This window comes from Nocardioides taihuensis, from assembly GCF_042657275.1.
GTDB lineage: Bacteria > Actinomycetota > Actinomycetes > Propionibacteriales > Nocardioidaceae > Nocardioides > Nocardioides taihuensis.
This window is the reverse complement of record NZ_JBHSKD010000027.1, coordinates 25,616-47,363: the sequence shown is the minus strand read 5'-3', so window position 1 is coordinate 47,363 and position 21,748 is coordinate 25,616. Positions and strand designations below refer to the sequence as shown.

Here is a 21,748-nt window from a genome sequence, read left to right as displayed (position 1 = left end):
ACGACGACCGAGGAAGCACGACGTGGCGGATCAGCTCATCATCCGGGGTGCCCGGGAGCACAACCTCAAGGACGTCTCGATCGACCTGCCGCGCGATGCGCTCATCGTGTTCACCGGTCTGTCGGGGTCCGGCAAGTCCAGCCTCGCCTTCGACACGATCTTCGCCGAGGGCCAGCGCCGCTACGTCGAGTCGCTGTCGGCGTACGCCCGCCAGTTCCTCGGGCAGATGGACAAGCCCGACGTCGACTTCATCGAGGGCCTCTCGCCGGCGGTGTCGATCGACCAGAAGTCGACCTCCAAGAACCCCCGCTCCACGGTCGGCACCATCACCGAGGTCTACGACTACCTCCGCCTGCTCTTCGCCCGCATCGGCCACCCCCACTGCCCGACCTGCGGCGCCCCGATCGAGCGGCAGACCCCGCAGCAGATCGTCGACCGCGTGCTCGCGCTCGAGGAGGGCCGCCGGTTCCAGGTGCTGGCGCCCGTCATCCGCGGCCGGAAGGGGGAGTACGTCGAGCTCTTCCGCCAGCTCCAGACCCAGGGCTTCTCCCGGGCCAGGGTCAACGGCGAGACGTACTCGCTCGACGCCCCGCCCACCCTCGACAAGCAGAAGAAGCACACGATCGAGGTCGTCGTCGACCGCCTCGCGGTGAAGGGGTCCGCGAAGCGCCGCCTGACCGACTCGGTCGAGACCGCGCTCAACCTCGCCGGTGGCCTGGTGCTGCTCGACTTCGTCGACCTGCCCGACGACGACCCCCACCGCGAGATGCGCTTCTCCGAGAAGATGTCGTGCCCCAACGAGCACCCCATCGACACCGACGAGCTCGAGCCGCGGTCGTTCTCGTTCAACAGCCCGTTCGGCGCCTGCCCGCAGTGCCACGGCCTCGGCACCCGGATGGAGGTCGACCCCGAGCTCGTCGTCCCCGACCCCACCGCCACCCTCGGCGAGGGCGCCATCCAGCCGTGGAGCCAGGCGCACGTCGCCGACTACTTCCTGCGGCTGATGGGCGCGCTGGGCGAGGAGCTCGGCTTCGACCTCAACACCCCGTGGGACGACCTCACCGCGAAGGCCCGCCGGTCGCTGCTGCAGGGCCACCCGACCAAGGTGCACGTGGTCACCCGCAACCGCTACGGCCGCGAGCGCGCCTACTACGCCGAGTTCGAGGGCGTGCAGCGCTACATCGAGCGCCGTCACCGCGAGGCCGAGTCCGACACCAGCCGCGAGCGGTTCGAGGGCTTCATGCGCGAGGTGCCCTGCCCCGCCTGCGACGGCAGCCGGCTCAAGCCGGTCTCGATGTCGGTCACCCTCGGCGGGCGCAACATCGCCGAGGTCTGCGCGCTGCCGATCAACGAGACCGCCGACTTCCTGCGCTCCCTCGACCTGTCTCCCCGCGAGCGCCAGATCGGTGAGCGGGTGCTCAAGGAGATCCAGGAGCGGCTCAACTTCCTGCTCGACGTCGGGCTCGACTACCTCTCCCTCGACCGGCCGTCCGGGTCGCTGTCGGGCGGCGAGGCCCAGCGGATCCGGCTGGCCACCCAGATCGGCGCCGGCCTGGTCGGCGTCCTCTACGTGCTCGACGAGCCGTCGATCGGGCTCCACCAGCGTGACAACCAGCGGCTGATCGAGACCCTGGTCCGGCTCAAGGACCTCGGCAACACCCTCATCGTGGTCGAGCACGACGAGGAGACGATCCGCACCGCCGACTGGGTGGTCGACATCGGCCCGGGCGCCGGCGAGCACGGCGGCCAGGTGGTGCACAGCGGCGACGTGGCCGGGCTGCTGGCCCACCCCGACTCGATGACGGGCCAGTACCTCTCCGGCCGCCGCGAGATCCCGGTGCCCGAGGTGCGCCGCCCGCGCACCAAGGGGCGCGAGCTGACCGTCCACGGCGCCCGTGAGCACAACCTCCAGGACGTCGACGTCACCTTCCCGCTCGGGCTGTTCGTGTCGGTGACCGGTGTCTCCGGGTCCGGCAAGTCGACCCTGGTCAACGACATCCTCTACACCGCGCTCGCCAAGCAGATCTACCGCGCGCGCACCGTGCCCGGCCGGCACCAGAAGATCAGCGGTCTCGACCACGTCGACAAGGTCATCCACGTCGACCAGTCGCCGATCGGTCGCACCCCGCGTTCCAACCCGGCGACCTACACCGGGGTCTTCGACCACGTGCGGAAGCTCTTCGCCTCGACGCCCGAGGCCAAGATGCGCGGCTACCTCCAGGGCCGGTTCTCGTTCAACGTCAAGGGCGGCCGCTGCGAGGCGTGCGCCGGCGACGGCACGATCAAGATCGAGATGAACTTCCTGCCCGACGTCTACGTCCCGTGCGAGGTCTGCCACGGCGCGCGCTACAACCGCGAGACGCTCGAGGTGCACTACAAGGGCAAGACCATCGCCGAGGTCCTCGACATGCCGATCGAGGAGGCCGCGGAGTTCTTCGCGGCCGTGCCCGCGATCTCGCGGCACATGAAGACGCTGTGCGAGGTGGGGCTCGGCTACGTCCGCCTCGGTCAGCCGGCCACGACGCTGTCCGGTGGCGAGGCGCAGCGGGTCAAGCTGTCGTCGGAGCTGCAGAAGCGGTCCACCGGCCGCACCGTCTACGTGCTCGACGAGCCCACCACCGGCCTCCACTTCGAGGACATCCGCAAGCTGCTGCTGGTGCTCGGCCGACTGGTCGACCAGGGCAACACGGTGCTGGTGATCGAGCACAACCTCGACGTGATCAAGACCTCCGACTGGATCATCGACATGGGTCCCGAGGGCGGTTCGCGCGGTGGCACCGTCGTCGCCGAGGGCACGCCGGAGGAGATCGCGGTGCACCCCGACAGCCACACCGGGGCGTTCCTGAGCCCGCTGCTCGAGGGGCGCGAGGCCACGGCGTCCCCGCCGCGCAAGGCCGCCGCGGCGGCCGCGCAGGCTCACGCCCGGAAGACGACGGCGACGAAGAAGGTGGCGACCACGAAGGCCGCCCCGCGGAAGGCGCCGGCGAAGAAGACCGCGAAGACGACCGCGAAGAAGGCCGCCGCGCGCCGCTGAGAGGCGCTGCGCGCCTCTCATGGTTCTCTCATGGGCTCTGGCTAGTCTCACGTTCAACCACATGACCCTCGAGACAGGGGAGCCCGAGATGACCACTGACGGACTCAGCCGTCGCCACGCCCTCACCGGTGTCGCCACCGTCGGCCTCGGCCTGCCCCTCCTCGCCGCCTGCGGCGGCAGCGGCTCCGGTACGGCGACCGACTCCTCGTCCGGCGGCACCGGGTCGGACGCGACGTCACCCGGTGGCGGGGGAGCGGGTACGGGCGTGCTGACGACCACCGACCAGATCGAGGTCGGCGGCGGCACGATCTTCGCCGACCAGCAGGTCGTGGTGACCCAGCCCACCGAGGGCGACTTCAAGGGCTTCTCGGCGATCTGCACCCACCAGGGCTGCACCGTCGGCAGCGTGTCCGGCGGCTCCATCAACTGCCCCTGCCACGGCAGCCAGTTCTCCATCGAGGACGGTTCGGTGCAGACGGGGCCGGCCACGGCGGGGCTGCCCGCGGTCGACCTCACGGTCAAGGGTCAGGACATCAGCCTGGCCTGACCCACCCCGGGCCCGGTGTCCCCGGGCGCCCGTAGGGTTGGGGCGTGCCCGCCGCCCGCCCCTCCCGCACCACCCGGGGGCCGCTGTCCTACCGTCCCGCGACGGGGTCGATCCCGACCCAGCCGGGCGTCTACCGCTTCCGCGACGCCCGAGGACGGGTGATCTACGTCGGCAAGGCGAAGAACCTGCGGGCCCGGCTCTCGTCGTACTTCCAGGACGTCGGCAACCTGCACCCCCGCACCGCGACCATGGTCACCAGCGCCGCCGGCGTGGACTGGACCGTCGTCAACACCGAGGTCGAGGCGCTGCAGCTCGAGTACTCCTGGATCAAGGAGTTCGACCCCCGCTTCAACGTCAAGTACCGCGACGACAAGTCCTACCCCTGGCTCGCCGTCACAGTCGGCGAGGAGTTCCCGCGGGTGATGGTCGGGCGCGGGGCCAAGCGCAAGGGCACCCGCTACTTCGGCCCCTACAGCCACGCCTGGGCGATCCGCGAGACCGTCGACGTGCTGCTGCGCGTCTTCCCGATGCGCTCGTGCAGCAACGGTGTGTTCAAGAGATCGTCGCAGATCGGGCGGCCGTGCCTGCTCGGCTACATCGGCAAGTGCTCCGCGCCCTGCGTCGGGCAGGTGAGCGCCGAGGAGCACCGCCAGATCGTCGACGACTTCTGCGAGTTCATGGCCGGGCGCACCCGCCCGTTCATCAAGCGCATCGAGACCCAGATGTACGCCGCGTCCGAGGAGCTCGACTTCGAGCGCGCCGCCCGGCTGCGCGACGACCTCGGCGCCATCGACCGCGCCCTGGAGAAGCAGGCGGTGGTGCTGGGCGACGGCGCCGATGCCGACGTGATCGCGCTGGCCGAGGACCCGCTCGAGGTCGCGGTGCAGGTCTTCTACGTGCGCGGTGGCCGGATCCGCGGCCAGCGCGGTTGGGTCGCGGACCGGGTCGAGGAGGGCGGCACGCCCGAGCTGGTCGAGACGCTCCTGCTCCAGCTCTACGTCGGCGCCGACCCCGGCGAGGAGGCCGACACGATCCCGCGCGAGATCCTGGTCCCCGCGCGGCCTCCCGACGTCGAGACCTTCGAGGAGCTGCTCAGCGACCTGCGCGGCAGCAGGGTGCGGGTCCGGGTGCCGCAGCGCGGCGACAAGAAGACCCTGCAGGAGACGGTGGGCCGCAACGCCGGCCAGGCGCTGGCCCTGCACAAGACCAGGCGGGCCAGCGACCTCACGACGCGCAACCGGGCGCTGGAGGAGATCCAACAGGCGCTGGCGCTCGACGAGGTGCCCCTGCGGATCGAGTGCTACGACGTGTCCAACCTCCAGGGCACCGAGGTGGTCGCCTCGATGGTGGTCTTCGAGGACGGCCTGGCCCGGAAGAGCGAGTACCGCCGCTTCGTGATCCGCGGCGTCGACGGGCAGAACGACGTCGCCTCGATGCACGAGGTGATCACCCGGCGGTTCCGACGACTGCTCGACGAGCAGGCCCGCTCGGAGACGGTCGTGGGGGAGGACGGGCCCATGCTGGTCGACCCCGAGACCGGCCGCCCCCGGAAGTTCGCCTACGCCCCCGGCCTCGTGGTGGTCGACGGCGGCCCGCCCCAGGTCGCGGCGGCGGCGCGGGCGCTCGACGAGCTCGGGATCGACGACATCCCGGTCTGCGGCCTCGCCAAGCGGCTCGAGGAGGTCTGGCTGCCCGAGCAGGAGGACCCCGTGATCCTCGCCCGCTCCAGCGAGGGCCTCTACCTGCTCCAGCGGGTACGCGACGAGGCGCACCGGTTCGCGATCACCCACCACCGCGGGCGCCGGTCGAAGTCGATGGTCGAGAGCCTCCTCGACGACGTCCCCGGACTGGGGGAGGTGCGGCGCAAGACGCTGCTCAAGCACTTCGGCTCGCTGCGCAAGCTGCGCGCGGCCACCGTCGAGGAGATCGCCGAGGTGCCCGGCATCGGCACCCGTACCGCGACCGCGATCAAGGATGCGGTCGCCGCGTCCGGCGGCCAGACTGTCGCCGTCAACACCGCGACCGGCGAGCTCCAGGAGGACTGAATGCCAGCCAGGTACGACGCGCGCGGCGAGCTGGTCGTGGTGACCGGCATGACCGGGGCCGGGCGCAGCACGGTCGCCAAGGAGCTGGAGGACCTCGGCTACTACGTCGTCGACAACCTGCCGCCCACCCTCCTGCGCGACGTGGTGCGCCTCGTCGACGAGAGCCGCGGGCTCGACCAGCCGATCGCGGTGGTGGTCGACGTCCGGTCAGGGTCGTTCTTCGCCTCGTTGCAGGCCAACCTCGCGCAGGGGGCCACCGGCCGGCACACCACGCTGGTGTTCCTCGAGGCCGGCGACGACGTGCTGGTGCGCCGCCAGGAGGCCGCCCGGCGTCCGCACCCGCTGCAGGGCACCGGTCGCCTCCTCGACGGGCTGCACCGCGAGCGCGAGGTGCTCGCCGACCTGCGCAGCGAGGCCGACCTCGTCATCGACACCACCGACCTCAACGTGCACCAGCTCACCGACCGCATCGCCGAGGCGTTCGGCTCGCCCGACGCGACCCGGCTCAAGGTCACGGTGATCAGCTTCGGCTTCAAGTACGGCATCCCGGTCGACGCCGACTTCGTGGCCGACATGCGCTTCCTGCCCAACCCCTACTGGGTGCCCGACCTGCGCGCGCTGACGGGCCGCGACGCCGAGGTGTCGGCGTACGTGCTCGGGCAGGAGGGTGCCCCGGAGTTCCTCGACTCCTACGTCCGGCTGCTCGAGGGCGTCGCCGAGGGCTACCTCCGGCAGGGCAAGCGCTTCATGACGATCGCCGTCGGCTGCACCGGCGGCAAGCACCGCAGCGTGGCGACGACCGAGGAGATCGCCCGCCGCCTGGCCGACGCCGGCCACCACGTCCGGCCCACCCACCGCGACCTCGGGCGGGAGTGAGACGACCGTGACCCCGCCGGCTCGGAGGCGTGCGGCCGCGCGCGCCCAGTCCGCGGTGGCGCTGGGTGGCGGCCACGGCCTGCACGCCTCGCTCCAGGCGCTGCGGCGCCTGGTCGCCGACCTCACGGTCGACGAGCTGGCCGCCGTCGTCACCGTCGCCGACAACGGCGGCTCGTCGGGCCGCCTGCGCGGCGAGTTCGGCGTGCTGCCGCCCGGCGACCTCCGGATGGCCCTCGCCGCCCTCTGCGGCGACGACGCCTGGGGCGACACCTGGGCGCGGGTCGTCCAGCACCGCTTCGCGGGGGACGGCGAGATGCGCGGGCACGTGGTCGGCAACCTGCTGATCGTCGCCCTCTGGGAGCTGCTCGGCGACCACGTCGACGCCCTGGACTGGATGGGCCGGCTGCTGGGCGCGTCGGGCCGGGTGCTGCCGATGGCGCTCACGCCGATGGACATCACCGCCGAGGTGCGCGGCGCCGACCCCGCTCGCCCCGACGAGCTCAGCACGGTGCGCGGCCAGGTCGAGGTCGCCACGACCCTGGGGGCGATCACCTCGATCGCGCTCGACCCGCCCGAGCCCGCGGCCTGCCCCGAGGCGGTGGCGGCGATCCGCGCGAGCGACTGGGTCGTGCTCGGGCCCGGCTCCTGGTTCAGCTCGGTGATCCCGCACCTGATGGTCCCGGAGCTGCGCTCCGCCCTGGTCGAGACCGGTGCCCGGGTCGTGGTGGTGCTCAACCTGGTCGCCGAGGCGGGGGAGACGGGCGGGTTCGCGCCCGAGGACCACCTGGTCGCGCTGTGGGAGCACGCCCCCGACCTGATCGTGCACACCGTGCTCGCCGACCCCCGCAGCCTGCCCGACCGCGAGGGCTTCGCGGCCGCCGTCGCGTCGTACGGCGCACGGCTGGTGGTGGCCGACGTGGCGGTCGGCGACGGCACCCCGCGGCACGACCCCGACAAGCTCGCGGAGGCGTTCCGGACGATCGTCGAGGGTGATTGACGCGCATGCGAGGATCGCCCTATGGCGATGACGCAACAGGTCAAGGCAGAGCTCGCCAGCACCCCGATCACCAAGACCTGCTGCCGCAAGGCGGAGGTCGCGTCGATGCTCCGGTTCGCCGGAGGCCTCCACATCGTCAGCGGCAAGATCGTGGTCGAGGCCGAGCTCGACACCGGCTCCGCGGCCCGTCGGCTGCGCAAGGACGTCGCCGAGGTCTACGGCCACCACGCCGACGTGGTCATGGTGCAGGGCAACGGCATCCGCAAGGGCAGCCGCTACCTCGTCCGCGTCACGAAGGACGGTGAGGCCCTGGCCCGGCAGACCGGCCTGCTCGACCAGCGCGGCCGTCCCGTCCGCGGCCTGCCGCCGAGCGTCGTCTCCGGCGGCGGCTGCGACGCCGTGGCCGCCTGGCGCGGTGCCTTCCTGGCCCACGGCTCGCTGACCGAGCCCGGGCGCTCGTCCTCGCTCGAGGTCACCTGCCCCGGTCCGGAGGCCGCGCTCGCCCTCGTCGGCGTCGCCCGCCGGCTGGGCATCTCGGCCAAGGCCCGCGAGGTGCGCGGCGTCGACCGCGTGGTGATCCGCGACGGCGACGCGATCGGTGAGCTGCTCGCCCGCGTCGGCGCCCACGAGACCCTGCTCGCGTGGGAGGAGCGGCGGATGCGCCGCGAGGTCCGCGCCACCGCCAACCGCCTGGCCAACTTCGACGACGCCAACCTGCGTCGCTCCGCGCGCGCCGCCGTCGCCGCCGGCGCCCGGGTCGAGCGGGCCCTGGAGATCCTCGGCGACGACGTCCCCGACCACCTGAGCCTGGCCGGGCACCTGCGCCTCGAGCACAAGCAGGCCTCGCTCGAGGAGCTCGGGCAGCTGCACGACCCGGTGCTCACCAAGGACGCGATCGCGGGCCGCATCCGTCGCCTGCTGGCGATGGCCGACAAGCGCGCCGAGGAGCTCGGCATCCCCGACACCGAGGCCTCCCTGACACCGGAGATGCTGGCCGACGAAGCCTGACCGCGAGGCAGGGCCGCCCGCCCGGCGCCCGTCCGGCGTACGGCTGCGTCCCCGACCGGGACCTAGGACCCGGTCGCCGGCAGGGTCCTTGGTTACCCGCACGTACGGCGGACGACCCGTGCGGGTGCACCGGCCCCCCGCGATAGGGTCGAGACGTCCTGGGACCCGGACCACCCCTTCGGGCTAGGCCAGGCGCACAGACCCCGCACAGAGGAGCTCCGCAGTGACCGTTCGCGTAGGTATCAACGGGTTCGGCCGGATCGGCCGCAACTTCTTCCGCGCCGTCCAGGCGTCGGGTGCCGACGTCGAGATCGTCGGTGTCAACGACCTGGCGCCCAACGACGTCCTCGCCCACTTCCTCCGCTACGACTCGATCCTGGGGCGCTTCCCCGGCGTGATCGAGTCCGACGACAACTTCCTGACCGTCGACGGCACCAAGATCCACGCGACCGCCGAGCGCGACCCCGCCGCCCTCAATTGGGGCGAGATCGGCGCCGACATCGTCATCGAGTCGACCGGGCTGTTCACCAAGGCCGCCGACGCCGGCAAGCACATCGAGGCCGGCGCCAAGAAGGTCATCATCTCCGCGCCCGCCTCCGACGAGGACATCACGATCGTGATGGGCATCAACGACGGTGACTACGACCCTGCGAACCACCACGTCATCTCCAACGCCAGCTGCACGACCAACTGCCTCGCGCCGATGGCCAAGGTGCTCCTCGACAACTGGGGCATCGAGCAGGGCTTCATGACCACGGTGCACGCCTACACGACCGAGCAGCAGCTGCTCGACCAGATCTCGCTCAACCGCAAGGGCCAGATCAACCTGCGCCGGGCCCGCGGTGGCGCGACCAGCATCATCCCGACCACCACCGGTGCCGCGAAGGCGATCTCGCTCGTGCTGCCCGAGCTCAAGGGCAAGCTCGACGGCTACGCCCTGCGCGTCCCCGTGCCGACCGGCTCCGTCACCGACCTCACCGTCACCCTCGGCGCCGAGGTCACCAAGGACGAGGTGAACGCCGCGTTCAAGGCCGCCGCCGAGTCCGGCCCGCTGGCGCCCTACCTGGAGTACACCGAGGACGAGATCGTCTCCGCCGACATCGTCACCTGGCCCGCCTCGTGCACGGTCGACGCCGGTTGCACGCTCGCCAACGGCAACCAGGTCAAGATCGTCGGCTGGTACGACAACGAGTGGGGCTACTCCAACCGCCTGATCGACCTGTCGGCGCTCGTCGGCTCCTCGCTCTGAGGTGGCGGACTTCGACGGCCTCGGCGACGTCCGGGGCAAGCGGGTCCTGGTCCGCTCCGACCTGAACGTGCCGCTCGACGGCGCACGGATCACCGACGACGGCCGGGTGCGGGCGAGCGTCCCGACGATCCAGGCGCTGGCCGAGGCCGGCGCCCGGGTCGTGGTCGTCGCCCACCTCGGGCGTCCGAAGGGCGAGCCCGACCCGCGGTTCTCGCTGGCCCCGGTGGCCGAGCGGCTCGGTGAGCTGCTCGGCCGGCCGGTCGCCTTCGCGACCGACACGGTGGGGGAGGGCGCGGTCTCGACCGTCGACGCCCTCGGCGACGGCGAGGTCGCCGTGCTCGAGAACGTCCGCTTCAACCCCGGCGAGACGAGCAAGGACGACGAGGAGCGAGCGGCGTTCGCGGGCGAGCTCGCCCGGCTGGCCGACGCCTTCGTCTCCGACGGCTTCGGTGTCGTCCACCGCAAGCAGGCCTCGGTGTACGACGTCGCGCTGCGGCTCCCGCACGCGATGGGCGGGCTGGTGTCGCGCGAGATCGACGTGCTGCGCCGGCTGACCGTCGACCCCGAGCGCCCCTACGCGGTCGTGCTCGGTGGCTCGAAGGTCTCCGACAAGCTCGGCGTGATCGACCACCTGCTCGGCAAGGCCGACGTGCTGCTCATCGGCGGGGGGATGGTGTTCACCTTCCTCGCCGCCCAGGGCCACGAGGTGGGCGCGAGCCTCCTCGAGGAGGACCAGCTCGAGACGTGCCGCGGCTACCTCGCGCGTGCCGAGGAGTCCGGCGTACGGATCGTGCTGCCGACCGACATCGTCGTCGACACCGAGTTCCCCTCCGGCGACCGCGAGCCGCAGCCCCGCGTCGTGCCGGCCGACCAGATCCCGGCCGACAGCCTCGGCCTCGACATCGGGCCCGACTCGGGCGCGGCGTTCGCCGAGGTGATCCGCGGGGCGCGCACGGTGTTCTGGAACGGGCCGATGGGCGTCTTCGAGACCCCCGCCTTCGCCGAGGGCACCCGTGCGGTGGCCGAGGCGCTCACGCAGGTCGACGGACTCTCGGTGGTCGGCGGCGGCGACTCGGCCGCGGCCGTGCGCAGCCTCGGCTTCGACGAGTCGGCCTTCGGTCACATCTCCACCGGCGGCGGCGCCAGCCTCGAGTTCCTCGAGGGCAAGGAGCTGCCGGGCATCGCCGTCCTCGAGCGCTGAACCCGGCCCGGGACACCCGGGCACACCCCCACCTGACACAGGAGCTGCTCTACCCATGACCTCGCGCACCCCGCTGATGGCCGGCAACTGGAAGATGAACCTCAACCACCAGGAGGCGGTGGTCCTGGTCCAGAAGCTGGCCTGGACGCTCGCGGACAAGAAGCACGACTACGGCCAGGTCGAGGTGGTGGTGCTGCCGCCGTTCACCGACCTGCGCTCGGTGCAGACGCTGGTCGACGGTGACCGCCTGCTGGTGAAGTACGGCGCGCAGGACGTGTCCGTCCACGAGTCCGGCGCCTACACCGGCGAGGTCTCGGCGGGCATGCTCGCCAAGCTCGGCTGCTCCTACGCCGTGGTCGGTCACTCCGAGCGCCGCGCGTACCACGCGGAGTCCGACGAGCTGGTCAACGCCAAGGCGAAGGCCGCCCTGGCCGCGGGGATCACCCCGGTCGTGTGCGTCGGCGAGGGCCTCGAGGTCCGGCAGTCCGGCGAGCACGTGGCGTACACGCTCGCCCAGCTCGACGGCTCGCTGGCCGGCTTCTCCGCCGAGCAGGTGGCCGGCCTGGTCGTGGCCTACGAGCCGGTGTGGGCCATCGGCACCGGCGAGGTAGCCACGCCCGACGACGCGCAGGAGGTCTGCGCGGCGATCCGCGGGCGGGTCCGCGAGGTGCACGGCGACGAGGCGGCGGACGCGCTCCGGATCCTCTACGGCGGCTCCGTGAAGGCCGCGAACGTGGCCGGGATCATGGATCGCGACGACGTCGACGGCGCCCTGGTGGGCGGCGCCAGCCTCCAGGCCGACGAGTTCGGCGGGATCTGCCGCTTCTACGACATGCCGCTGCTCTGATCTCGGCATCCGTGACGTAGGCTTACCGACCGTGACTGTCCTCATCACCATCGTGCTCATGCTCGCGAGCGCCCTGATGATCCTGCTGGTGCTCCTCCACAAGGGTCGCGGCGGCGGCCTCTCCGACATGTTCGGCGGTGGCGTCTCCAGCTCGCTCGGCGGCTCGTCCGTGGCAGAACGCAACCTCGACCGGCTCACCATCGGGGTGGGCGTGATCTGGTTCGCGTCGATCGTCGCGCTCGGACTGCTGAACTCCTACGGCGGCTGAGGGAGGAGCGGACACATGGCTGGTGGAGGAAATGCCATCCGCGGGAGTCGCGTCGGCGCCGGCCCGATGGGCGAGGCGGAGCGCGGCGAGGCCGCGCCGCGGCAAGCGGTCACCTACTTCTGCTCCCACGAGCACCGCTCGGTGGTGACGTTCTCGGTCGAGGCCCAGGTGCCCGAGTCGTGGGACTGCCCCAAGTGCGGCCTGCCCGCGAGCATGGACGCGGAGAACCCGCCCCCCGCACCGCGGATCGAGCCCTACAAGACGCACCTGGCCTACGTGAAGGAGCGTCGCTCCGACGCCGAGGCCCAGGACATCCTCGACGAGGCGATCCAGCTGCTCCGCAGCCGTCGCAAGTCCGGCGAGATCATCTTCTGACCTCAACACCGCGCTGACCCGCCGTTAGTTGACGGCGGGTCAGTCGTCGTTCGAGGGCCCGTCGCGCTCAGCAGGCGCCGCGGGTGAGGCCCTGGGTGTTGATGTCGCGCTTGATGTCGCGAAGCTGGTGCGCAAGCCTGCGTGATTCGGCGGAACGGTTCCGGTAGGACTGCAGCCACGTGGAGCGGCCAGCCTTGCGGGTCAGGTCGGACATGTCGTGCTCCTGGATCGATGGTGCGGCGGCTCGGATCGTGGGCCGGCCTTCTGGTAACGCGGGCGCGCTCGACGTGGTTCCCGGTGGCGCGCCGGTGTGCGGGTGAGGTTGCTCACGCGACGATCGGACTCGGTCAGCCGGGGGCCAGGAGGCAGAACTCGTTGCCTTCCGGGTCGGCGAGGACGGTCCACGACACATCACCCTCGCCCAGGTCGACGTCGGTGGCGCCCAGGGCCCGCAGCCTGGCCGCCTCGGCGTCGAGATCGTCCTCCGGGTAGGGGCGGAGGTCGAGGTGGACCCGGTTCCACACGGTCTTCACGTCGGGCGTACGGCGGAGCTGCAGGTACGGGCCGACGCCCTGGCCGGAGCGCAGCACCGCGTCGTCGTCCGTCACCTCGAGCAGCGTCCAGTCCATGGCCTGGTCCCAGAAGTGGGCCATGGCTCGTGGATCCGCGCAGTCGACCACGACGGTGGCGATCGGGCCGGTGTCACGGACCGGGTCGTGCCAGTCCAGCACACAGAACTCGTTGCCCTCCGGGTCGGCCAGGACCTTCCACGGGACGTCGCCCTGTCCCACGTCGGCGGGTGTCGCGCCGAGATCCAGCAGCCGGGTGACCAGCTCCGCCTGGTGGGCCGCAGAGGTGGTGGCGAGGTCGACGTGCACGCGGTTCTTCACCGTCTTGGGTTCGGGTGAGACGACCAGATCGATGACCACGGCGACAGGGTCGGGGTAGAAGAAGCCCTCGGGTTCCAGGTTCGTCACGCCGGGCCCCTCGCTGGAGATCCCCCAGCCGAGCGCCTCCGCCCAGAAGCCGCCCAGAGCGGCGTCGTCCCGAGCCTTCATGTTGATCTGAACCAGCCGCGTCCCCATGCCGACGCATGCTAGCGGCGGCTCGGGGAGGCGGCGGTCACGAGGGGCCCCCCAGGTGTCGCCGCACCACGCGCCGCCGCAGGGTGGGGGAGGCGACCACCTCGTAGCCGGCCTCGAGGAACACCTGCAGCAGCCCCACCGACGCCTCGTCCCAGATCACGGCCTTCCCCGGCGCCGGCTCGATCGGGTAGCCCTCCAGGACGCGGGCGCCCACCTGCTGGCCGTAGTCGACCGTGGCGGCGGCGAGCTCGTAGGTCAGCCCCGAGTGGCGCCACCCCTGGCGCACGACGAAGCAGGTGACCGACCAGACGCCCTCCAGGTCGGGGTCCATCCGCATCCACGCCTGCTTCCGGCTCCACAGCCGGGGGTAGTTCTCCCGCTTCTCGACCGCTACCCAGCCGGCCGCCTCGCCGTCGACGTACCCGATCAGCCCGGACGTCGGTCCGTTGGTGCCGCAGGCGGTCTGCTCGAGCAGCGCTGCATCGCGTTGCTCCTGGGTGGTGTCGCGCCAGATCCATCCCGGCACCTTCATGGCTTGGCAGCGGCACTTGCACGCGCCTCCGGTGGCGAACAGCGCCTCGACGTCCTCGGTCGTTGCCCGGTTGGCCGGGAACCAGGTGAAGTCAGACATGGTGTGAGCCTAGGAACCGGACCCGACATCCGGCGGACCCTCTCGGCGGATCAGCGCACGGTCAGCGGCACGACCGGCATCCGATGACCTCACTCAACTCGACAGTTCGGCGCACGACCCACGGTGCGGGCGATTGGTTTCGATCCCGTCACGGGTAGTGGTCGTGCGGGGCGAACGCCGATGCGTGGGTGGGATCGTGCCGCCGTGCGAACCTTCGCCTCGTCGCTGTCCATCATCCTGATCGCGAGCCTCGGCGCGTGCGGAGGGACCTCCGACACGGACAAGGCCTTCTCCACTGGCGACTGTGCGGAGCTGTGGAAGGTCAATGACAAGCTGCGCTCGCCGTGGAAGCTGGCCGAACCCCGCCGTGCGGCATGAGTGTCAGGCTCCACTGCCGTGGCTCGGGGGCCATGACAAGGCGCCTGGGGGCGGTCCTCGTCAACTGTCCGAGATCTCGATCGACGCGATGTCGTCGCCGAATCTCTTCGTGAACCTCCCGACTGCGGCGTCGATCCTAGCCTCCAGAGTCCGGTCGCGGACCGTGTCTCCGGCACTCACCTCCAGGACGACCACTGCCACCTCGACGACCTCCGTGCGGTCCTCCCGTGGCTGGGCGAACTCGACGCCCTCCTCACGCAACAGGTGTGCCAGAGCACCCACCAGGACCCTCGGTCCTCGATATGTGATCGTCTGCGGCATGGATCCTCCTTCGCCGGGGGAACTGTCCATGATCCATCAAGCCTGAGGTAGAACGCGGCAGAGCGGACAGGCAGGCGCGAGTTCCTGGCGTTGCCTCGAACGCTCCCGCGGGATGCCCGTTGCGATCCAGGAGAAGCCGAACAGAAGCAGAACGGAACCGGTGAGCTCGACCGTCGGGTCGCTGTCGAAGGGCAGGGCCGATCCGATCAGCATGAAGGCGTGCCGCAGCATCGCACGCTACCTGCTGCACGAGCGGACGATGCGGTGCGCCGGCGCTTCGGCGCTGACTGGTGCGTCGAGGTAGCACGCCCCGTAGGTCTCTTCCGGGGACGCATCTCTACCCGTTGAAGATGCCGGGTACTGCGCCGTTCCCGATGCACTGCCCGAGCTCGTAGTACTGACCGGTGGCGTAGGAGTACCAGTAGGCCTGCGTGGTCAACTGGGCCCCGATGTCCTGCGTCCACTCGTAGCCGCCGGCGGCCGCGATGTTGAACGGCCCGTACCACAGGCCGGGCCGAGCGGACCGTGGCCGTGAGCAGGTCAGCGCACTCCGCGCTCACCGGCTTGCTTCGCGCACGCTTGTCTCTACCGACGTGTCCTCCCGGAACGGCTTGGCCCGGAGGTCCGCTCCGTGCAAGACCCTGCGGACGCGGACGCTCGCAATCCCGTACCGCGCACACGACGACTTCTGGCCTGAACGGGCGGTCGACGGCATCGACTCAGGTCGGGCCATCCTCGGGGTCGAATCTTCGACCACCCTGGATCGCTGCACGGACGGGGCGTCGCTTCTCGCGGCTGACGCTCGGCACCACATCCGCAGCGCGGGGGGAGCGCCGGCCACTGCGTGCTCCTCGCGACGTGCGCAACGATCACAGCTTCGAGGCGGACTCGCGGTCGAGGAACCACACCGTCTCCACCGAGCCGGTGACGCCGGCCGCCGGCACCTCGTGCGGGTCGGCGGGAGGGTGCTCGGCGAGTGCCTTCGCCACGGCCTCGGCCTTGGCCTCGCCGCTGACGATGAACCAGACTGTCCGGGCCCGGTTGAGGGCGTTGAAGGTGAGGCTGACCCGCTGCGGCGGCGGCTTGGGTGAGTCGGTCACCGCGACCGCGATCCCCTCGTCGTCGAGGGCGGGGTGGCCCGGGAACAGCGAGGCGACGTGCCCGTCGGGCCCGACGCCGAGCAGCACGACCTCGAACTCGCCGCTGCCGTGCTCGCGCAAGGTGGTGGCGTACGCCGCGGCAGCCGCCGCGACGTCGTCGACCTCGTCGGCGGCGGGCACCTCGTGCACCTTGCCCGGGTCGGCGCCGACGGGGTCGAGGAAGGCCGCGCGGGCCGCGCCCGCGTTGCGTTCGTCGGAGCCGCGCGCGACGAAGCGCTCGTCCCCCCACCAGAAGACGACCCGCGCCCAGTCGGTCCCGTGGTCGTTGCCGAGCCGGGTGAGCTGGTGGTGCAGCTGGTCGGCGATGCTGCCGCCGGTGAGCGCGACCTGCGGCTCCTCGCCGCGCTCCTGGGCGTCAGCCAGTCGTGCGACGAGCGCACCGGCAACGGCGGTGGCCAGGGCCGTCGCGTCGTCGTGGACCTCGATCAGCGGCTCGGTCACGACTTGCCCCCGCGGCTGCGGTGCAGGCGCCGGGCGGTGGCGGCGTACACGTCGTCCTCGTCGAGCCGCCGCAGCTCCTCGGCGAGCAGGTCGGGCAGGTCGCGCCGCTTCAGCGCGACAGGCCGGTCGGGCTGGCCGGGCGAGCTCAGGACCGCGAGCCGGCCGTCGGGCCGGGCGAGCCGGATCGACCCCTCCCTGGTGTCGAGCACCACCTCGGTGATGCCGGGCCCCTGGCTGGTCGAGCGCTCGACCTTGACCTTGAGCCGGTCCTGCAGCCAGGCCGCCATCAGCTCCGCGCTCGGGCTGATCCGCTCCGCGACGACGTGCGCCCGGGTGACCTTGGCCGGGTGCTGGTCGAGGGCCGCCGCGAGGAGGGCCCGCCACGGCGTGAGGCGGGTCCAGGCGAGGTCGGTGTTGCCCTTGGCGTACGTCGAGCACTGGGTGTGGATGGCCGTGCTGCGGCGCCGTCCGACGGCAGCGGCGTCGGTGATCCGGCGCTGGGCCAGCTGGCCCAGCGCGTCGGCGGCCGGGTCGTCGGGTGCGTCGGTGGGCCACCAGATCGCGACGGGGGAGTCGGGCAGCAGCAGCGGCAGCACCACCGACTCGGGGTGCTTGACCACCTCGCCCTGGAGGCGGATCAGCGCGGTCTCGCCGGTCCACCCGGCGCCGGTGCCGACCTGGGCGTTGACGACCCCGTGCCCGCGACCGTCGCCGAGGATCACGCCGAGCACCCGTGCGGGGTGCTCGTGCGAGGCCGAGCGGGCCGCGGCCATGGCGTCCTCGGCGTCGTCCTCGGGGACGACGATGATCAGTGTCATCACCATCCCCATCGCCGGGCTGCCGGCCCGCGTGCGGGCGCGGACGAACTCGGCGGCGATCTCCGAGGCGCTGGTGTCGGTGAGCTCGATCATCGCGCTCCTCCCTGTGCTCGTGCGGCGCTCACGGCCGCCGCCAGGCGCGGCCGTCGCGGGCCAGCATCTTGTCGGCGGAGGCTGGCCCCCAGCCGCCCGAGGCGTACTTCTCGGGCTTGTGCCTGCCGGCGGCGTCCTGCTTGGCCCAGTGCTCGAGGATCGGGTCGAGGATCTTCCACGACAGCTCCACCTCCTCGTGGCGGGGGAACAGCGGTGGGTCGCCGAGCAGCACGTCGAGGATCAGCCGCTCGTAGGCCTCGGGGCTGGCCTCGGTGAAGCTGCCGCCGTAGGCGAAGTCCATGTTGACGTCGCGGATCTCCATGTGGGTGCCGGGCACCTTGGAGCCGAAGCGCATCGTCATGCCCTCGTCGGGCTGCACGCGGATGACGAGGGCGTTCTGGGTCAGCTCCTCGGTCGACGACGCGCTGAAGGGCAGGTGCGGCGCGCGCTTGAAGACCACCGCGACCTCCGTCACCCGGCGGCCGAGGCGCTTGCCGGTGCGCAGGTAGAACGGGACGCCGGCCCAGCGCCGGGTGTCGATGCCGAGCTTGACCGCGGCGTAGGTCTCCGTCGTGGAGGTCGGCTTGATGCCCTCCTCCTCGCAGAAGCCCGCGACCTTCCGGCCGCCGGCCCACCCCGCGGCGTACTGCCCGCGCGCCGTCGTCAGGTCGAGCCGCTGGGGGAGCACGACGCTCGCGAGCACCTTCTGCTTCTCGATCCGCAGCGACTCGGCCTCGAACGACGTCGGCTCCTCCATCGCCACCAGCGCCATCAGCTGGAGCAGGTGGTTCTGGATGACGTCGCGGGCGGCGCCGATGCCGTCGTAGTAGCCGGCCCGGCCGCCGATGCCGACGTCCTCGGCCATGGTGATCTGCACGTGGTCGACGTAGTTGGCGTTCCAGATCGGTTCGAACATCGTGTTGGAGAACCGCATCGCCAGGATGTTCTGGACGGTCTCCTTGCCGAGGTAGTGGTCGATGCGGAAGACCGAGCCCGACGGGAAGACCTCGGCGAGGGTGCTGTTGAGCTCGATGGCGCTCTGGAGGTCGTGGCCGAAGGGCTTCTCCACGACGACGCGCCGCCAGCGCCCGTCGGTCTCCTCGGCGAGCCCGTGCTCCTTGAGCTGGCCGACGACGTCACCGAAGAACGACGGGGGGATCGCGAGGTAGAAGGCGTGGTTGCCGCCGGTGCCGCGCTGCTCGTCGAGCTCCTCGATGGTGCGGCGCAGGTGCGCGAACGCCTGGTCGTCGTCGAAGTCGCCCGGGACGAAGCGGAAGCCCTCGGCGAGCTGCTTCCAGACCTCCTCGCGGAACTCCGTGCGGGCGTGCTGCTTGACCGAGTCGTGCACGATCTGCGCGAAGTCCTGGTCGGCCCAGTCGCGGCGGGCGAACCCGGTGAGGCTGAACCCCGGCGGCAGCAGGCCGCGGTTGGCCAGGTCGTAGATCGCCGGCATCACCTTCTTGCGCGACAGGTCACCGGTGACCCCGAACAGCACCATGCCGCACGGGCCGGCGATGCGGGGGAGCCGGCGGTCCTGGGGGTCGCGGAGCGGGTTGTGCCACCCGGCGGGAGCGCTCACCCGAGCACCTCGCGCAGGTCCGCGAGGTCACCGTGCCCGGCCACGTGCAGCCGCAGTACCGGCCGGTCGTGCCCGGCGAGCACCTGGCCGTCGCCGACCGCCTGCGCGGTGAGGAACTCGTGGAAGGTGAAGGGGCGGTCGGGCACCGCGAGGTCGGCCTCGGGCTGCCCGGTGACCTGCAGGAAGACGCCGGTCGGGGGGCCGCCCTTGTGGTACTGGCCCGTCGAGTGCAGGAACCGCGGCCCCCAGCCGAAGGTCACGGGCCGGCCGGTGCGGACCGCGAGGGCGTCGCGGACGGCGGCCAGGTCACGGTCGCGGTGACGGTCGAGGTAGGCCTGCACGGCGAGGTAGCCGTGGTCGGGGTCGATCCGGTCGAGCAGCGCGGCGACCGCGTCGACGACCGTCGAGCAGCCCTCGGGCAGCCAGCCGCCGGAGGCGTAGACCGTGACCGGCCCGTCGGTGAGGACCGGCGTCGGGGTCTGGCCGCCGCCGTCGAGCATCTCGCGGGCCGCGGCCTTGGCGCTCTCCACGTCGGGCTGGTCGAAGGGGTTGATCCCGATCATCCGACCCGCGACCGCGGTCGCGACCTCCCAGAGCAGCATCTGTGCGCCGAGGCGTCCGTCGACGGTGGCGCCGAAGCCGGACGCGGGTCGCACGCCGTCGAAGGGGAAGCCGGGGCCGTAGGTCACCAGCACCTCGTCGCGCGTGCTGGGGTCGAAGTTGGGGCTGGACGACGAGTCGACCACCACGGGCAGCAGCCCGCGGCCGTCCTTGCCGGTGGACTCGGCCACCAGCTGCTCGACCCAGTCGCCGAGACCGGCGTACGGCGCGCCCGCGTCGGCGAGCACGACCTTGTCGGCGCCGGCCCGGTAGCCGAGGCCCAGCAGCGCACCCAGCCGGAGCCCGGCATTGCCGGCGTCGTCGGCGGCCAGGGCGTCGCGGGCGGCGGCGGCGTCGTCGAGCAGCCCGACGACGTCGGCACCCGCGAGCCCGCTGGGCACCAGCCCGAACGCGGTCAGCGCGGAGTAGCGCCCCCCGACCTCGGGGTCGGCGAGGAACACGCGGTAGCCGGCCTCGCGGGCCGACTGCTCCAGCGGCGAGCCGGGGTCGGTGACGACCACGATCCGCTCCGCGGGCTCGATGCCCGCATCGGTGAAGGCCTTCTCGAAGGCGCGGCGCTGGCTGTCGGTCTCGACCGTGCCGCCGGACTTGGAGGACACCACCACGACGGTCTCGGCGAGCCGGTCCTCGAGGGCGGTGCGCACGAAGTCGGGGTCGGAGGAGTCGAGCACGTCGAGGTCGACCCCCGCGGCCGCGCAGATCACCTCGGGTGCGAGCGAGGAGCCGCCCATGCCACACAGCACGACCTTGGTCAGCCCGCGCTGGCGCAGCTCCACCTCGAGCGCGGCGATCTCGGTGAGCAGGGGGCGTGAGGTCTCGGGAAGGTCGACCCAGCCGAGCCGCTTGGCCGACTCCTCCTCGGCCGCCTCGCCCCACAGCGTCGCGTCGCGGGCGAACAGCCGGCTGGCCACGCGGTCGGTGACCAGCTCCTCGACCGCCGCGGCCAGCGCCGCCTCGTCGGGGTAGCCGAAGCGCAGGTCGTGGCCCGGCCCGGACGCGGCGTTCCAGGCAGTCACCGGTCCGCCGCCTCCATCTGGCCCTGCACGGTGTCGAGGAGCTCCTGCCACGAGGCCTCGAACTTCTCCACGCCCTCGCGCTCGAGCACCTCGATCACGTCGTCGTAGTCGATGCCGACGGCCGCGAGGTCGTCCATGACCTGCTGCGCGTCGTCGTAGCGCGTGGTCACCTGGTCGCCGTCGACCTCGCCGTGGTCGGCGAAGGCCTCGAGCGTCTTCTCCGGCATGGTGTTGACGGAGTGCGCGACCACGAGGTCGGTGACGTACATGGTGTCGCGGTAGTCGGGGTTCTTGACGCCGGTCGACGCCCACAGGGGGCGCTGCACGCGGGCGCCGGCCTCGGCCAGGCGGGCCCACCGGTCGCCGGAGAAGAACTTCTCGAAGTCGCGGTAGGCCAGGCGCGCGTTGGCGATGCCGGCCTTGCCCCGCAGCGCGAGCGCCTCGTCGGTGCCGATCGCCTCGAGCCGCTTGTCGATCTCGGTGTCGACACGCGAGACGAAGAACGACGCGACCGAGTGGATGCGGGACAGGTCGCGACCCGCCTCGAGCGCCTTCTCCAGGCCGGTGAGGTACGCCTCCATCACCGAGCGGTAGCGCTCCAGGCCGAAGATCAGCGTCACGTTCACGCTGATCCCGTCGCCCAGGGCGTCGCTGATCGCCGGGCCGCCCTCGGTGGTGGCCGGGATCTTGATGTGGACGTTGTCGCGACCGACCTCGGCCCACAGCTCGCGCGCGGCGGCGAGGGTCTCGTCGGTGTCGTGGGCGAGCGTGGGCGGCACCTCGATCGACACCCGGCCGTCGACGCCCTCGGTGGCGGCGTAGGTCGGCTGCAGGACGTCGCAGGCGTTGCGGACGTCGCCGGTGGTCAGCTTGAAGACCACCCGGTCGACGTCGGCGCCGTCGGCCACGAGCGCCCGCACCTCGTCGTCGTACCGCTCGCCGTCGGCGACCGCGCCCGCGAAGATCGTCGGGTTGGTGGTCACGCCGACCACCGACTTCTCCTTGACCAGCTCGGCCAGGTTGCCGGTCTCGATCCGCTCGCGGGAGAGGTCGTCGAGCCAGATGGACACCCCCGCCCCGGACAGCTCATGGAGTCTCTCGGACATGCGGTGCTCCTCCCGATCGGTGGTGCTGGTGGCGATGCTGTTGTCTGGTCTG

Annotated in this window: 22 protein-coding genes; 12 read left to right on the top strand and 10 right to left on the bottom strand. The window is 71.8% G+C overall.

The window, feature by feature from the left end; genetic code table 11:
• Positions 1 to 22 precede the first annotated feature (22 nt).
• The 11 genes from uvrA to ACFPGP_RS18200 all read left to right on the top strand — a co-directional run bounded on the left by uvrA (position 23) and on the right by ACFPGP_RS18200 (position 12,447).
• Positions 23 to 3,034, top strand: coding sequence for an excinuclease ABC subunit UvrA (gene uvrA / locus ACFPGP_RS18250; protein WP_378592293.1), 3,012 nt, complete (start codon positions 23 to 25; stop codon positions 3,032 to 3,034).
• A gap of 61 nt (positions 3,035 to 3,095) precedes the next feature.
• The gene (locus ACFPGP_RS18245; RefSeq protein ID WP_378592292.1) at positions 3,096 to 3,581 is read left to right on the top strand and encodes a Rieske (2Fe-2S) protein; all 486 of its coding nucleotides are present in this window, start codon (positions 3,096 to 3,098) and stop codon (positions 3,579 to 3,581) included.
• 44 nt (positions 3,582 to 3,625) lie between these two features.
• The gene (gene uvrC, locus ACFPGP_RS18240) at positions 3,626 to 5,626 is read left to right on the top strand and encodes an excinuclease ABC subunit UvrC (RefSeq protein ID WP_378592291.1); all 2,001 of its coding nucleotides are present in this window, start codon (positions 3,626 to 3,628) and stop codon (positions 5,624 to 5,626) included.
• Positions 5,627 to 6,502, top strand: a complete 876-nt coding sequence (gene rapZ / locus ACFPGP_RS18235) for an RNase adapter RapZ (RefSeq protein ID WP_378592290.1) — start codon at positions 5,627 to 5,629, stop codon at positions 6,500 to 6,502. It begins immediately after the preceding gene.
• A 7-nt stretch (positions 6,503 to 6,509) separates the two neighbouring features.
• Positions 6,510 to 7,499, top strand: a complete 990-nt coding sequence (locus tag ACFPGP_RS18230) for a gluconeogenesis factor YvcK family protein (protein WP_378592289.1) — start codon at positions 6,510 to 6,512, stop codon at positions 7,497 to 7,499.
• Between the two features lie 21 nt (positions 7,500 to 7,520).
• The gene (whiA, locus tag ACFPGP_RS18225) at positions 7,521 to 8,507 is read left to right on the top strand and encodes a DNA-binding protein WhiA (RefSeq protein ID WP_378592287.1); all 987 of its coding nucleotides are present in this window, start codon (positions 7,521 to 7,523) and stop codon (positions 8,505 to 8,507) included.
• A gap of 223 nt (positions 8,508 to 8,730) precedes the next feature.
• Positions 8,731 to 9,756, top strand: a complete 1,026-nt coding sequence (gene gap / locus ACFPGP_RS18220; protein ID WP_378592285.1) for a type I glyceraldehyde-3-phosphate dehydrogenase — start codon at positions 8,731 to 8,733, stop codon at positions 9,754 to 9,756.
• Position 9,757: 1 nt separating this feature from the next.
• Entirely contained in the window at positions 9,758 to 10,957 is a 1,200-nt protein-coding gene (locus tag ACFPGP_RS18215; protein WP_378592284.1) for a phosphoglycerate kinase, read from the top strand.
• 55 nt (positions 10,958 to 11,012) lie between these two features.
• Positions 11,013 to 11,804: a triose-phosphate isomerase gene (gene tpiA, locus ACFPGP_RS18210; RefSeq protein ID WP_378592283.1), complete on the top strand. Its 792-nt coding sequence runs from the start codon at positions 11,013 to 11,015 to the stop codon at positions 11,802 to 11,804.
• A 31-nt stretch (positions 11,805 to 11,835) separates the two neighbouring features.
• Positions 11,836 to 12,072: a preprotein translocase subunit SecG gene (gene secG / locus ACFPGP_RS18205; protein WP_378592281.1), complete on the top strand. Its 237-nt coding sequence runs from the start codon at positions 11,836 to 11,838 to the stop codon at positions 12,070 to 12,072.
• A gap of 15 nt (positions 12,073 to 12,087) precedes the next feature.
• Positions 12,088 to 12,447, top strand: coding sequence for an RNA polymerase-binding protein RbpA (locus tag ACFPGP_RS18200; RefSeq protein ID WP_378592279.1), 360 nt, complete (start codon positions 12,088 to 12,090; stop codon positions 12,445 to 12,447).
• Positions 12,448 to 12,514: 67 nt separating this feature from the next.
• Here ACFPGP_RS18200 and ACFPGP_RS18195 read toward each other — a convergent pair whose 3' ends face one another.
• The 3 genes from ACFPGP_RS18195 to ACFPGP_RS18185 form a co-directional block, all read right to left on the bottom strand.
• Positions 12,515 to 12,661, bottom strand: a complete 147-nt coding sequence (locus ACFPGP_RS18195) for a hypothetical protein (protein WP_378592278.1) — start codon at positions 12,659 to 12,661, stop codon at positions 12,515 to 12,517.
• Between the two features lie 133 nt (positions 12,662 to 12,794).
• Positions 12,795 to 13,532 carry a VOC family protein gene (locus ACFPGP_RS18190; protein ID WP_378592277.1) on the bottom strand — a complete coding sequence of 246 codons (738 nt, stop codon included), beginning with the start codon at positions 13,530 to 13,532 and terminating at the stop codon, positions 12,795 to 12,797.
• A gap of 37 nt (positions 13,533 to 13,569) precedes the next feature.
• The gene (locus ACFPGP_RS18185) at positions 13,570 to 14,163 is read right to left on the bottom strand and encodes a hypothetical protein (RefSeq protein WP_378592275.1); all 594 of its coding nucleotides are present in this window, start codon (positions 14,161 to 14,163) and stop codon (positions 13,570 to 13,572) included.
• A gap of 204 nt (positions 14,164 to 14,367) precedes the next feature.
• On the opposite strand from ACFPGP_RS18185, the gene ACFPGP_RS18180 reads away from it, so the two are divergent.
• Entirely contained in the window at positions 14,368 to 14,541 is a 174-nt protein-coding gene (locus tag ACFPGP_RS18180) for a hypothetical protein (RefSeq protein WP_378592274.1), read from the top strand.
• A 60-nt stretch (positions 14,542 to 14,601) separates the two neighbouring features.
• Here ACFPGP_RS18180 and ACFPGP_RS18175 read toward each other — a convergent pair whose 3' ends face one another.
• From ACFPGP_RS18175 to tal, 7 genes are all read right to left on the bottom strand, one after another.
• A complete protein-coding gene (locus tag ACFPGP_RS18175; RefSeq protein WP_378592272.1) occupies positions 14,602 to 14,862 on the bottom strand; it encodes a hypothetical protein in 261 nt (86 codons plus the stop codon).
• Between the two features lie 36 nt (positions 14,863 to 14,898).
• Positions 14,899 to 15,093 carry a hypothetical protein gene (locus ACFPGP_RS18170; RefSeq protein ID WP_378592271.1) on the bottom strand — a complete coding sequence of 65 codons (195 nt, stop codon included), beginning with the start codon at positions 15,091 to 15,093 and terminating at the stop codon, positions 14,899 to 14,901.
• Between the two features lie 638 nt (positions 15,094 to 15,731).
• Positions 15,732 to 16,463 carry a 6-phosphogluconolactonase gene (gene pgl, locus ACFPGP_RS18165; RefSeq protein ID WP_378592269.1) on the bottom strand — a complete coding sequence of 244 codons (732 nt, stop codon included), beginning with the start codon at positions 16,461 to 16,463 and terminating at the stop codon, positions 15,732 to 15,734.
• Positions 16,460 to 17,374 (bottom strand): glucose-6-phosphate dehydrogenase assembly protein OpcA, encoded by a 915-nt coding sequence (locus ACFPGP_RS18160; protein ID WP_378592268.1) that lies wholly within the window; start codon positions 17,372 to 17,374, stop codon positions 16,460 to 16,462. The genes pgl and ACFPGP_RS18160 overlap by 4 nt, the downstream gene beginning before the upstream one ends.
• A gap of 28 nt (positions 17,375 to 17,402) precedes the next feature.
• A complete protein-coding gene (zwf, locus tag ACFPGP_RS18155; RefSeq protein WP_378592267.1) occupies positions 17,403 to 18,953 on the bottom strand; it encodes a glucose-6-phosphate dehydrogenase in 1,551 nt (516 codons plus the stop codon).
• Positions 18,950 to 20,590: a glucose-6-phosphate isomerase gene (locus tag ACFPGP_RS18150; protein WP_378592265.1), complete on the bottom strand. Its 1,641-nt coding sequence runs from the start codon at positions 20,588 to 20,590 to the stop codon at positions 18,950 to 18,952. Before ACFPGP_RS18150 ends, zwf begins: the two co-directional genes overlap by 4 nt.
• Positions 20,587 to 21,696, bottom strand: a complete 1,110-nt coding sequence (gene tal / locus ACFPGP_RS18145; protein WP_378592264.1) for a transaldolase — start codon at positions 21,694 to 21,696, stop codon at positions 20,587 to 20,589. The genes ACFPGP_RS18150 and tal overlap by 4 nt, the downstream gene beginning before the upstream one ends.
• Positions 21,697 to 21,748: the final 52 nt, after the last annotated feature.